Source organism: Nocardioides sp. YR527, from assembly GCF_900101045.1.
Taxonomy (GTDB): domain Bacteria; phylum Actinomycetota; class Actinomycetes; order Propionibacteriales; family Nocardioidaceae; genus Nocardioides.
Genome location: NZ_FNFN01000002.1, coordinates 374,898 through 387,427 on the forward strand (window position 1 = coordinate 374,898; position 12,530 = coordinate 387,427).

12 protein-coding genes are annotated in these 12,530 nt (G+C 70.4%); 8 read left to right on the forward strand and 4 right to left on the reverse strand.

Annotated features, from left to right (window positions below; translation table 11 throughout):
• Positions 1-50: 50 nt before the first annotated feature.
• Positions 51-1,412, reverse strand: coding sequence for an RDD family protein (locus BLT25_RS06250; RefSeq protein ID WP_143033652.1), 1,362 nt, complete (start codon positions 1,410-1,412; stop codon positions 51-53).
• 114 nt (positions 1,413-1,526) lie between these two features.
• On the opposite strand from BLT25_RS06250, the gene BLT25_RS06255 reads away from it, so the two are divergent.
• Together BLT25_RS06255 and BLT25_RS29745 are read left to right on the forward strand one after the other, a co-directional pair.
• A complete protein-coding gene (locus BLT25_RS06255) occupies positions 1,527-2,414 on the forward strand; it encodes a spermidine synthase (protein ID WP_091043308.1) in 888 nt (295 codons plus the stop codon).
• A gap of 192 nt (positions 2,415-2,606) precedes the next feature.
• On the forward strand, positions 2,607-2,777 hold the full coding sequence (locus BLT25_RS29745; protein ID WP_168381080.1) for a hypothetical protein: 171 nt from the start codon (positions 2,607-2,609) through the stop codon (positions 2,775-2,777).
• An 84-nt stretch (positions 2,778-2,861) separates the two neighbouring features.
• On the opposite strand, the gene BLT25_RS06260 is transcribed toward BLT25_RS29745, so the two are convergent.
• Together BLT25_RS06260 and BLT25_RS06265 are read right to left on the reverse strand one after the other, a co-directional pair.
• A complete protein-coding gene (locus BLT25_RS06260) occupies positions 2,862-4,367 on the reverse strand; it encodes an amidohydrolase (RefSeq protein WP_091043311.1) in 1,506 nt (501 codons plus the stop codon).
• A 54-nt stretch (positions 4,368-4,421) separates the two neighbouring features.
• Positions 4,422-5,981 carry a helicase HerA-like domain-containing protein gene (locus tag BLT25_RS06265; protein ID WP_091043312.1) on the reverse strand — a complete coding sequence of 520 codons (1,560 nt, stop codon included), beginning with the start codon at positions 5,979-5,981 and terminating at the stop codon, positions 4,422-4,424.
• Between the two features lie 50 nt (positions 5,982-6,031).
• Here BLT25_RS06265 and BLT25_RS06270 point away from each other — a divergent pair, with 50 nt between their 5' ends.
• Together BLT25_RS06270 and BLT25_RS06275 are read left to right on the forward strand one after the other, a co-directional pair.
• Positions 6,032-6,325 (forward strand): type II toxin-antitoxin system VapB family antitoxin, encoded by a 294-nt coding sequence (locus tag BLT25_RS06270; protein ID WP_045551249.1) that lies wholly within the window; start codon positions 6,032-6,034, stop codon positions 6,323-6,325.
• A 28-nt stretch (positions 6,326-6,353) separates the two neighbouring features.
• Positions 6,354-6,869 carry a LytR C-terminal domain-containing protein gene (locus tag BLT25_RS06275; RefSeq protein ID WP_091043315.1) on the forward strand — a complete coding sequence of 172 codons (516 nt, stop codon included), beginning with the start codon at positions 6,354-6,356 and terminating at the stop codon, positions 6,867-6,869.
• Positions 6,870-6,881: 12 nt separating this feature from the next.
• Here the strand turns inward: BLT25_RS06275 and BLT25_RS06280 are convergent, their stop codons facing one another.
• Positions 6,882-8,372, reverse strand: a complete 1,491-nt coding sequence (locus tag BLT25_RS06280; RefSeq protein WP_091043317.1) for a potassium/proton antiporter — start codon at positions 8,370-8,372, stop codon at positions 6,882-6,884.
• A gap of 129 nt (positions 8,373-8,501) precedes the next feature.
• On the opposite strand from BLT25_RS06280, the gene BLT25_RS06285 reads away from it, so the two are divergent.
• The 4 genes from BLT25_RS06285 (at position 8,502) to BLT25_RS06300 (ending at position 12,428) form a co-directional block, all read left to right on the forward strand.
• A complete protein-coding gene (locus BLT25_RS06285) occupies positions 8,502-9,677 on the forward strand; it encodes a pyridoxal phosphate-dependent aminotransferase (protein WP_091043320.1) in 1,176 nt (391 codons plus the stop codon).
• 104 nt (positions 9,678-9,781) lie between these two features.
• Positions 9,782-10,144 (forward strand): hypothetical protein, encoded by a 363-nt coding sequence (locus BLT25_RS06290; protein ID WP_091043322.1) that lies wholly within the window; start codon positions 9,782-9,784, stop codon positions 10,142-10,144.
• On the forward strand, positions 10,141-11,022 hold the full coding sequence (locus tag BLT25_RS06295) for a hypothetical protein (protein WP_091043324.1): 882 nt from the start codon (positions 10,141-10,143) through the stop codon (positions 11,020-11,022). Before BLT25_RS06290 ends, BLT25_RS06295 begins: the two co-directional genes overlap by 4 nt.
• A complete protein-coding gene (locus BLT25_RS06300; RefSeq protein ID WP_091043327.1) occupies positions 11,019-12,428 on the forward strand; it encodes a hypothetical protein in 1,410 nt (469 codons plus the stop codon). Before BLT25_RS06295 ends, BLT25_RS06300 begins: the two co-directional genes overlap by 4 nt.
• Positions 12,429-12,530: the final 102 nt, after the last annotated feature.

Genomic DNA, 12,530 nt, shown 5'->3' on the forward strand with positions numbered 1-12,530 from the left:
TTCGTTCCCCTCGTCAACGTTCAGAAAAGATCGTGCGGCTGGGGCGGCGGTCACCCGCGACGCACCAGAGCAGAGCGGTCGCCGAAGCGGATCATCGCGCCGACCGGCGCCAGCACCGGCTCCCAGGCGTTCAGCCGTCGGGTGGCACCCTCGTGGGTCACCACGGTGCCGTTGGTCGAGCCTCGGTCGGTGACCTCGACGCCGTCGCCGCTGGGGCGCAGGGACAGGTGGGTCTTCGAGACCGACACGTCGATGATCGAGACCGTACGCGCCCCCAGCGTGTTCTCCGTCACGGCGGGGTCACGGCCGACCAGCACCAGGCCGGTCACCGGGATCCGCTCCCCGGAGTCGACCTTGAGCATGATGCCCCGCTCGCGCGGCTGCGCCGGAGGCTGCTGGCCGCCGGAGGTGGGCAGCGGCGTCGGAGCCGGCGTCGGAGCCGGCGTGGGAGTGGGAGGCGGCGTGGGAGTGGGGGCCGGCGTCGGGGTCGGCGCCGGGTAGGGCGCAGGCGTCGGGGTCGGAGGCGGCGGGGGAACCGTCTGGCCCTGGTTGGGCGTCACCGCGCGCGAGGGCGGGATCGCCGGGGTCACCGGCTTCGGTGCCACCGGTCCCGACGGCGGGGTCGCGAGCGCGCCACCAGGCGAGGCGCCCGGCTCGTCGTTCCTCGCCTTCGGTCGGGAGACGCCGAGCACGCCGGCGCTGACCCGCCCCGAGGGCCGGTAGCTGCCGGCGTCGTGATCGTTGGGGGTCGTGAGTGAAGGCAGCGACTTCCGCTGCGCGACGGGCGCGGCCGCGACCGTCTTGCGGGCGATGCGCATCCGCTTCTCGTCGTAGGGGTCGAGGCCCTCGCGGACGTCGACCATCCAGGTCTCGGCGACCTTGTCGTGCCAGCCGCGGCCCCGCTCCTCCTTGTCGAACAGCGGTGAGGCGAGGAAGGCGATCGGCGCGATCGGGATGATCCCGGAGCCCCAGAGCACCAGGGCGCGGAGGAAGGCGCGGCCGACACCGGGCCGCTCGAGCGTCTTGACGTTGACCGAGCGGATTCCGGCGAGAGACTTGCCCAGCGTGACCCCGCGGCGGCCGTGGAAGACGATCTGGACGATGACGTAGACCAGGCTCAGCAGCACCGTCGCGCCACCCGCGATCGCGGCCAGCATGAAGTCGGGGTGGCTCAGGAACCGGGCGAAGCCGAACTTGCCCTGGACCAGCTTCAGCAGCAGCGGGAACGTGAAGACGAGAAAGGGGACCTGCAGGAGCAGGTAGCAGACGATGTCGACGGCGGCCGCGACCGCACGACGGCCCAGCGGCGCGTCCTTCAGGCCGAGCGAGGCGGCGTAGGCCGGATCCGGCTTCCCGTCGGCGGTGAGACCCTCGATCCGGTCGTCATGTTCGGCGACCTCCCATATCTCCACCGCAAGAACTCCCTCACGCCCGATGTCCGAGTATTTTTCGGCGCTGACCAACAACGCCAGAAGGCTACCGGAATGTCCCGGCTCGGGCGCGATGGTGTCTGGCAGGATCGACGTATGTCAACACCCTCCGGGCCATCAGGGAGCCTCGAGCGCATCGTCTTCTCGGACGGCAGCACCGCCGATCTCGTACGCAAGGAGGACGGCTGGGCCATCCAGATCGACGGCGTAGCGCAGTCCCATCTCGGCGAAGACCCGGCGCAGCCGCCGAAGCTCGCCTCGATCCGGTGGATGCTGGCTGCGCTCGGGGACCAGGCACCTCGCCGCGCCGCCCACCTGGGTGGGGCGCTGCTCGCCCTCCCCCGTGCGGTCGCCCACCGGTGGCCCGCGACCACGCAGACGGTCGTGGAGCTGGAGCCCGCGCTGGTCGAGCTGACCAGGTCACGGTTCCCACTTCCTCCTGGGATCACCATGGAGACCGCCGACGCACGCTCGTGGCTCGAGGCTCACCCGGGCTCAGGGCACGACGCCATCGTCATCGACGTCTTCGTCGGCAACCGGATCCCGCCTGCGTTCACGTCGCTGGAGTGCATCACCGCGGCACGCAGCGCGCTGAGCGAGGAGGGCCGGCTCGTGCTGAACTCCGTCGCCGGCCCTGAGCTGCTCTTCACCCGTCGTGAGCTCGCCACGTTGCGTACGGTCTTCGGGCATGTCGCGATGATCGTGCAGGGGTCCGCGCTCGCGGGAGCGAGGTTCGGCAACGCCACGCTGATCGCCTCGGCGTCCCCGATCGACCCCGGCGCGATCCGGGCCTCGCTCGCCGGCGACCCGTCGAAGGGCGCCCTGGTGACCGACCTCGACCCGATCATCGACGGAGCAGATCCGATCAGCGAGGCCGACCAGCTCTGGTCCCCGGAGCCGAACCTTCCCGACGCGAGCGCCGCGCTGCGACTCCTCGAGCAGGCACGCCAGGCAGTCGACACGCTCAGATCCGCCGCGGACTGACGGCCATCGTCTTTGTCTAGCGAGATTCGGCCCTATCGCTCGGCAGATACCGCATCAGGCATCGACAGCCATTTCTTTTACCGAAACCGGCTTGTAACGTTCAAACAACCTGCTCGCGACTTGGGGGCGGGATGCTTGATGCGCAGGACAAACCACGATGCACACCATCTATCCGTTGTAGGGGGGACCTCGATGGAAACACTCACCGCCACCCAGCCTGAGGCCAACAGTGCCGCGAAGCAGCACAGCCTCAAGTTCCGTCACGCCAGTGCCCTGACGAAGCTCATGGACGAGCGCCAGGACCTGCGCGGTGTTCACGTGTTCGCCGACTTCGTCGACGACTCGGTGCGCTGGTCCGCCTGACCAGCAGCTAAATGGGGGGATCCACTGATCCCGTTGCGCGAGGCCCGGCCGATGACGGCCGGGCCTCCGCTTGTTCTCAGGGGTCTAGGAGCTGCGGTGGACGATCCGGCCGCCGACCGTGGTCAGTACGACCCCACCGTGGGCGATCGCGGCGAGATCCCCGACCGAGGCCCGGAGCGGGTCGATGTCGAGCACGGCCAGGTCGCCGCGTGATCCGGGAGCGACCGTGGGCTGACCGTCGACCGACGCCGCCAACGCCTCCTGGACGGTGAGTGCCTGCTCCGGGTGCCACGGCTCCTTACCATCGCGAGAGCGCCCGACGGCGGAAGCGATGGCCAGCCACGGGTCGAGCGGCGCGACCGGAGCATCCGACCCGAGCGCGATCCGCACGCCCTCGTCGAGCATCCAGCGGGTCGCGAAGCAGCGGTCCTCACGCCCGGGCCAGACGTCCTCGGTCATCTCGCGGTCGTCGAGGATGTGCGCCGGCTGCACGGACGCGGTGATCCCGAGTCGCGCCATCAGCGGCAGATCCTCGCGACGTACGAGCTGGGCGTGCTCGATGCTCCCGCGCGCCCCCGTCACCTCGTACGCCGCCAGTGCCTCCGACACCGCCCGGTCACCGATCGCGTGGGTGGCCACCTCGAGGCCGGCGGCGCGTGCCTTCCTCAGGAGCCCGTGCAGCTCGTCCGGTGACTGGTTCGGCGCTCCGCAGCTGTCCGGGTCGTCGGCGTACGGGTCGCAGCACCACGCCGTCCGCGTGCCGAGCGAGCCGTCGCTGATGATCTTGAGCGGTCCCATCGTCAGCCGGTCCTCACCCGCGATCAGCGGGTCCCCCGTACGCCGCCCCTCGGCGATCGCCTCGTCCAGCTGGTCGGCGTACGTCGCGACCCGGACGCGCAGAAGGTCGCAGCCGTAGGCCCACCTCCACCGCCAGTCCTCGAGCCGGACGCCGACCTCGAAGTCGGTCATCCCGACCACGCCGAGAGCGGCGGTCCGGATCAGCATCCGGCGGTAGGCCGCCGGGGTGCTCCCGCTGGTCTCGAAGAGCTCAGCGACCCGCGGATAGGCCTGGTACCACTCCGTTTCCTGCACCATGTCCTCGCGGCGCGGCAGGTCCACGGCGTCGAGCGCGGCGGTGTTCAGCCAGGCGTGGTGGAAGTCGCGGTTGACCAGGATCGCGGGGATGCCGCCGGTGACCGAGTCGAGCTCGGAGACGGTGCCCCAGCGGTCCCAGGTGCCGGCCGAGTGGCCCATCCCGACGATCGCCTCGCCCGGCTCACCCTGCTCATCGAGGGCGCGCGCGGCCGCGGCGACGCGCGCCAGTGCCTCGGCGGGCGAACGGGTGCCGTGCAGGTCCAGTCTGCTGGCCCGCAGGGTCCACTGAGCGAGGTGGGTGTGGGCGTCCCACAGACCCGGCACGACCCAGCGGCCGCCCGCGTCGTACGCCTCGACACCATCCGGTCGGGACAGGCGCTCTCCGACCGCCGAGACGACACCGTCGACGACGAGCACGTCGACCACCCCGGCAGGCACGTCCGCCTGAGGTGAGAGGGGAACGATACGTACGTTCCGGAGGAGAAGGTCGGGCATGAGCAGACGATAAGGATTCTGCCCATGCCCGAGCCAATCAGAAACCGGCCGGGATCAGCGGCGCTTGAAGATTCCCCTGACGAGCTCCCTGGCGGCGGTGCGCGCGGCCTGCTTGAAGGCCGTCGACTTCACCACCGTCTCGATCATCGAGTCGTCGTCCTTCGACCGCGACCGCGAACCCGAGGACTTCTTCTGAGCCGTCTTCTGCGCCGTCTTCTGGGCAGCCTTCTCCTCGGCCTCCGCCTTCGCGGCAGCTGCCGCTGCGTCCGTCTTCGCCTTGATCTGGTCGGCGGCGGACTCGACCTCGACGGACGCGGTGTACTTCGCCGCCAGCGGGGAGGCGGCCACCGCAGCCGTCATCGCCGCCGCCTCCGCCGGACCCATCAGCGACTCGGGCGCGCGCAGCCGCGTCCAGGCGACCGGTGTCGGCGCGCCGCGTTCGTTCATGACGGTCACGATCGCCTCGCCGATCCCGAGCGTCTGGATGACCGCCCCGAGGTCGTCGTAGGAGGAGGTCGGGTAGGTGTTGACGCTGGCCTTGAGGGCCTTGGCGTCGTTGGGCGTGGCGACCCGCAGCTGGTGCTGGATGCGCGAGCCGAGCTGACCGAGCACGTCGTCGGGGACGTCGGTCGGCTTCTGGGTGACGAAGAAGACTCCGACGCCCTTGGAGCGGATCAGCCGGACCGTGTTGGTGATCTGGTCGAGGAACGCGTCGGAGGCGTCGTTGAAGAGCAGGTGCGCCTCGTCGAAGAAGAAGACCAGCTTGGGCTTGTCGACGTCACCGACCTCGGGCAGCGCTCGGAACAGCTCGGCGAGCAGCCACATCAGGAAGGTCGAGAAGATCGCCGGCCGGTCCTGCAGGTTGGGCAGCTCGAGCAGCGAGATGATCCCGGCGTCCCCGTCGTTGCGTACGAAGTCCGTGACGGCGAACGCCGGCTCACCGAAGAACTCGTCCGCGCCCTGGTCGGCGAAGGCGATGAGCGTACGCAGGATCACCCCTGTCGTCGCCGACGAGAGCCCGCCCAGGCCCTTGAGATCGGCCTTGCCCTCGTCGGAGACCAGCCACTGCAGCACCGCCCGCAGGTCGTCGAGCCCGACCAGCTTCAGGCCAGCCTTCTCGGCGTAGTGGAAGACGAGACCGAGCGAGGACTCCTGGGTCTCGTTGAGATCCAGGACCTTGGAGAGGAGCGTCGGGCCGAACGCGTCGACCGTGACCCGGACGGGGATGCCGGTGCCCTCGCCGCCCAGCGCGAAGTATTCGACTGGGAACCCGCGCGCCTGCCAGGCCTGCCCGACGGAGGCTGCCCGCGCGGTCAGCTTCTCGCTCGACGCGCCCGGCGCGGACAGACCGGAGAGGTCGCCCTTGATGTCGGCTGCGAACACCGGGACCCCCGCTGCGGAGAGCTGCTCGGCCAGCAGCTGCAGGGTCTTCGTCTTTCCCGTGCCGGTCGCGCCGGCGACCAGCCCATGCCGGTTCAACATCCCCAGTGGAATGCGAATCGGCGTCTCCAACAACGTCTCAGCGTCCGCCATCAGGCCCCCGAGCTCGAGGGCCGAACCCTCGAATTGGTAGCCGGGCCCGACCGCTTCTGAGAGAGCAGCAGCATCCGTCATGACCAGGACTCTATGTTGGGTTTTGGTTCGGGGGCGATACAGTCACGAGGGTGATCTTCAAGCGTGTCGGCGATTCTCGCCCCTACCCTGACCATGGTCTGACGACCAAGGGGTGGGCCGCGCTGCCTCCTCGAACGGTCCGCCTCGACGAGCTGGTGACCACGAAGGACACCCTCCAGCTGGTGGCACTGCTCAACGAGGACTCGACGTTCTTCGGCGACCTCTTCGCCCACGTCGTGGAGTGGAACGGCGAGCTCTATCTCGAGGACGGGCTCCACCGGGCGCTCCGCGCGGCGCTGCAGCAGCGCAACGTGCTGCACGCCCGCGTGCACAGCCTCGGCTAGGACGTTCGTAGCAGTTAGGCTCGGCGGCATGCTCGATTCGGCCCTCACGGGACTTCGTACGTTCGTCATCCTCGCCGTCCTCGCAGCCGCGGTCGCTCTGGCCGGCGCCTGGGGATGGAAGGCGATGACCGCACCGTTCCCGCAGAAGGTCGATGTCGGGCCGTGCGTGGACGCGCCGGTCAAGAAGGGCTCCGAGGTCTACCCGTCGCAGGTGGTCGTGACCGTGCTCAACGCGAGCACGCGGGCCGGGCTGGCCACCCGGGCGATGACGGACCTCGTCGACGCGGGCTTCGTCAAGGGGTCCACCGGCAACGCGCCCAGCGGCACCAAGCTGAAGACCGTCGAGGTGTGGACGCCCGACAAGAACGCTCCCTCCGCCGCGCTCGTCGCGAGCTGGCTCGGCGACGCGAAGATCGTCGAGACCAAGTCCGACCTCCCGGGCATCGTGGTCGTCACCGGCGAGAGGTTCCCCGAGGTCACCGGCGGCGACAAGACCGTCACCGCCAAGGCGGACGCCACGATCTGCAGCCCTCCGGTCGAGTAGGGCGCGTCCCGATCAGCGCAGCCAGCCCGCGAGCCGTCCCGTCCGGCTGACCATCTCGAGGCGTCGTTCGGCGAGCTCACGCTGGTGGCGGGGCACGACGACCAGGACGACGTCACGGGCGCGGAGCACGGTGGTGCTCTCCGGAACCATGGTCCGTCCGTCGCGGATCAACAGCGACACCGACGACCCCGTGGGCAGTCGGAGCTCACCTACCTCGACGCCGTGCAGGCGGGACTCGGGCGGGATCCGGAGCTGGATCAGGTCGGCCGCGATCTGCTCCAGCGGCGCGACGTCGAGGTCGAGCGAGCGCGGGTCGTTGGGGCGGGCGACCTCGAGCACCCGGGCGACCCACGGCAGGGTCGGGCCGGTCAGCAGCGTGTAGACGACAACCATCACGAAGACCAGGTCGAAGAGCTCCTCGGCCCCGTCGACGCCCTCGGCGAGCGGGATGGTGGTGAGCACGACCGGCACCGCACCACGCAACCCCGCCCAGGAGACGAAGGCGGTCTCGCGCCAGGTCATCCGGGAGACCACCGTGCTGACCAGCACGGAGGCGGGCCGGGCGACGACGGTCAGGATCAGACCGGCGACGAGCGCGAGGCCGATCGTCTGGAGGTCGATGCGCCCCGGGGACAGCAGCAGCCCGAGCATCACGAAGAGCCCGATCTGGGCCAGCCAGGCGACACCCTCGGCGAAGGACCTGGTGGCGCCGCGGTGCGGGAGCTCGGAGTTGCCGAGCACGAGCGCGGCCACATAGATCGCCGCGAACCCGGAGCCGTGCAGCCACGTCGCTCCGCCGTAGGCCAGGAAGGCCAGCGTCATCACCGCCAGCGGATAGAGCCCGGCGGAGGGCAGCGCAGCCCTCCGCATCAGCCATGCCCCACCGAACCCGACGAGCAGACCGACCATGAGGCCCAGCAGCAGCTCGCCGACCACGATCCCGGCGACGACGATCGGAGGGTGCTCAGCGATCGCGCCGCTGGCGATCAGGGTCACGATCACCACGGTCGGGGCGTCGTTGAGCCCCGACTCCGCCTCGAGGACACCGGTCAGCCTCTTGGGCAGCGGCACCACCCGCAGCACCGAGAACACCGCCGCAGCATCGGTCGGCGAGGTCACCGCCCCCAGCAGGAACGCCAGCTGCCAGGAGAGCCCGAGCAGGTAGTGCGCACCCACCGCGACGATCCCGATCGAGATCACCACTCCGACCGTGGCCAGCATCAGCCCGAGGCCGAAGGCGGGACGTACGTCCTTCCACGACGTCGTCAGACCACCTTCGGCCAGAATCAGCGCCAGCGCCCCGAAGCCGACCGCGTGCGCGAGGGCGGCGTCGTCGAACCGGATCCCGAGCACCGACTCACCGAGCAGCACACCCATCAGCAGGTAGATGAGCAGCGATGGGAGCCCGGCCTTCGTCGACATCCGCACCGCGAGGATCGCCAGGAGCGTGACCACGGAGCCGACCAGCACGAACAGGTCGAACTGATGGACGTCGAAGCTCATGCGGCTGCCTCCGTAGCGCAAGCGCAAGAATACGGAGGCAGCCGCACGAGAGACTGGACTGTCGCTCGCTGTCGCTCGCTCACGGGTCCCCCTTTTGACCGCTGGGACTGCATCCTAATGTTTGCTCCCATGGACCGTCTGACCGTCGCCCAACGCGCGAACGTGCCTCCTTTTCACGTGATGGACATGCTCGAGCGGGCGGCGCAGCGGCAGCGGACGTACGCCGACCTCATCTCGCTCACCTCGGGGCAGCCCTCCACGGGGGCACCGCAGGCGGTCAGCGCCGAGGCGGTGCGGCTGCTGCAGAGCGGTGACCCGCTGGGCTATACGCCGTCGACCGGGATCCTGGAGCTGCGCCAGGCGATCGCGGGGCACCATCGGGCGTGGCACGGGATCGACGTCTCCCCCGAGGACGTGATCGTGACGACCGGTGCCAGCGGCGGCTTCCTGGCCAGCTTCCTGGCCGCCTTCGACGTCGGGGACAAGGTGGCGATGGCCCGGCCGTCCTACCCCTGCTACCGCAACGTGCTCGCGGCGCTCGGGTGCGAGGTCGTGGAGATCCCGACCGGTGCGGCCGAGCGTTTCCAGCCGACGGTGGAGCAGGTGCGGGAGCTGCACGAGCGCGTCGGGCTGAAGGGGTTCGTGGTGGCCAGTCCGGCCAACCCGACCGGCACGATGCTGCTGCCCGAGGAGCTGGCCGCCCTGGCTCGCTACTGCGAGGAGGCGGGGATCCAGCTGATCTCGGACGAGATCTACCACGGCCTGACCTACGGTGGGGACGGGGGCCGTGGCCGCAGCGCCTGGGAGACCTCGCGCGACGCCGTCGTGTTCGGCTCGTTCTCGAAGTACTTCTCGATGACCGGCTGGCGCATCGGCTGGCTGCTCGCGCCCGCGCATCTGCGCCGCGCGATCGACGTCCTGGTCGGCAACTTCACCATCTGCCCGCCGACCCTTGCTCAGCACGCCGCCGTGGCGGCGTTCACCCCGGATGCGTACGCCGAGCTCGACGGTCACGTGACCCGCTACGCGACCAACCGCGGGGTGCTCCTCGACGGCCTCCGCTCGCTCGGGGTCACCGAGATGGCCCCGGCCGACGGCGCTTTCTACGTATATGCCGACGTCAGCCGCTGGACCGACGACACCATGGCCTGGTGCCACCAGATCCTCGACCGCACGGGCGTCGCGATGGCTCCCGGGATCGACTTCGACCCGGTCGACGGACACCGCTTCGTACGTCTCTCCTTCGCCGGATCGGCGACCGAGATCGAGCAGGCCCTCGATCGTCTCTCGACGATCCTGACCTGACCCACGGCGCCGAGACGGACGCAGTTTGAGAAAGTTCACGATTTTACGTTTAGAAACCGTTCCTGCGGGGTAGGACCATCACAGAGACCTGTCCGAGGAGGGATATGTACGGCGACAGCGACGTGATCCGCCGTCGGGTGAACCGTCTGCGAGAGCAGGCGGACGACATCCGCGCGAGTGCCGACAAGCTGGTGGTGCAGGCCGAGGCCGTGCCATGGCACGGTCGGGCTGCTGAGTCCCTCCGTGGGCGGATGAAGGAGCGTGCCACCGCGCTGCGGAGCTCGGCCGAGCAGCATGACCGCGCGGCCGACGCCATGGCCAAGCACCTCAAGCAGGTCGATCTGTTCAAGGAGCAGATCGCCGAGGCCGAGGCTCGCGCCGAGGCGCTGATCGCCGAGGACGAGCTCAACGGATTCGAGGCCCCTGAGCCGGGCCACAAGGACTGGCTGGAGGTCACCTTCCGATGACCACGATCGACCTGGGCCCCGCTCCGGCGGCGCCGACCGAGCCGTGGGCAGGGGTGCCCCGCCGCGTCGGCCTGACCCTCCCCGAGCTCACCCACGCCTGCGAGACCATCGGGGCTCCGCTCCCGTTCGAGGTGGCGACGCACCTCGATGACGGGCTCGACGCCCGCCTGGGGCAGACCCGCTCGGCGGCCGATGCCGAGGCTCTGGACCGCGCCGTCGCCGGCTTCGGCGAGGGCAGCACCTCGCTGCGGCGCCGCGACCTCCTCGACGCCGGCGGGACCCTCGACTCCGGGATCGCCGGCGCGCTGGGGCTCTTGGCGACCCCGGAGGTGGTCATCGACCTCGATGTCGTCGTCGACGGCCTCCGTGGCCGCGCCTGGCACCGGCAGAAGGGGGAGGCGGCCGCCTCGCTCGCCACCGTGGACGGGCTCGTCTTCGAGCTCTCCTGGTATCCCTCGGCGGCCTGGTCGACCGAACTCGGCCGCACCGCGACGGTGCCCGGTGAGACCGCCCGGCTGACCTCGGCGGTGCCCGAGCAGCTGAAGGTGCCGTTCGCGACCGCTGACGCCGTCTTCGAGGCGCTGCGCACCGGGCGCGGCGACCTGGTGCCGGTGCTGACCGAGGGCGACGTGGTCGTCTCGAGGGCCCTCGAGGCGCTGCACACCGAATCCCACGGCCGGCTGCGCGCCATCGTCGCGACGACCGCCGATCCGGAGAACCCGCTGATCGGCACGGTCTCCTGGACGCTGGTCAACGACGGCTGGCGTTCGATGCGAACAGTGTCGCTCGATGGCGAGCTGACACTGCTGATCACCAGCGTGGAGCCGTCCGAGCTCGCCGCAGACCTTGCCCCTGTTCTCGCGGAGGTGGCCCGATGAGCCCTACGTCGTCCAACGATCCGATCAACCGCCTGGGACCGGTCCCGGGTGGCGCCCCCGACTCGGTGCTTCCGCCCGCGGGTCCGGAGGACAAGTACGCGCAGATCCTCGGCCTGGCCGGCTCCATCGGCGACGCCGGCGCGCAACTGCGCGAGTGGGCCGAGCTCGGCGCCGAGATCCTGACCGATGACGACGTCACCTCCTCGGCAGAGCTCTCCGCGAAGACCTGGGAGCCGGCCGAGGAGGAGATCCGGGCCGCGATCTCCGAGAAGGGTGGCGTCCTCGGGCTCGGTCAGGCGCTCGACGCCGACGCGCTCTCGGTGCGGGCGACCGTGCAGACCTATCGCTGGATCGACGAGCTCCAGGCCGCTGCCCGCAGCACGCTGGGCGCCATCGCGGCCAACGCGCTCGACTACCTCGCCCCCGAGGTCGAGCTCGGCGGGTCGCTGCTGTCCGCCGGCCTGATCGAGACCGACGCGCTCGACCGTGAGGGCGTCTCCGCCTATCTCGGCGAGCTCGCCCAGGGTCATCCCGAGCTGATGGACCACATCGCCACCGGCGGCGGGCTGCTCGAGTCGCTCGAGCTGCGCTCGCTGCTCACCGCCGACTTCCCGCGCGGCGACGACGCCGGGGCAGCCACCGCGGGCGCGCTGCGTGCCGCCGGCATCGACGCCTTCACGACCGACGCCGGGCACGCGCTGCGTGACGTCGGCGCGGCACTGGCCGCCACCGAGGAGGACACCCCTGCCGGTGACGTCACCGCCGCCACCCCGGCCACCATCGAGGAGCTGATCCGCACTCTCGAGGCCGTCGAGACCAGCGTCGCGGTCCAGAAGACGGCGCCGGGCCGCTACATCGCCTATCTGCCGGGTCCGTACGCCGGCAGCCGGCGCCTGAGGCTCGTCTCGGGTGACCTCTCCGACTACATCGCCACCGCGTCGCGGACCATCGAGGAGGCGGTCGCGGCCGGCTCGCACGTGATGCTGGTCGGCGCCGCGGCCGGTGGCACCGCGGCGGCCTCGATCGCGGCGACGGCCGGGGCTGCGTACGTCGTGGACCAGGTGGTCACCGTGGGTGCTCCTGGCGCGGCAGCGCCGCGGGTTCCGGAGACCACGCGGGTGTTGTCGCTGGAGGACCGCTCCGACCCGGTCGCGCTCCTCGGCGGGCTCATCAACGCGAGTGTCGGCCACCGGTTCACGGTCGTCTACGACGGCACCACCGCGGAGACGACCGGAGCGAGGCCGGACGGCGAGCTTGCTCGTCCGTCCGAGCCGAGCGAGGGAGTGAGCGCGCGAAGCGCGCAGGAGAGCCACTACGTGGCCGGCGGGCGGGCTGCCGACAACGCCGCCCACGAAGAGCTCCGTGACGAGATCGGGCGGATCCGCAGTCTGGGATACCTCGGCTGAGTCGCGGGCTTGCCTCGATGACCTGAGTCGATACGGTGTAGATCGCCCTCGGCACCATCCCCGACCTCACCTGTGCTCGGACGCAGGAAAGTCGATCGCGGA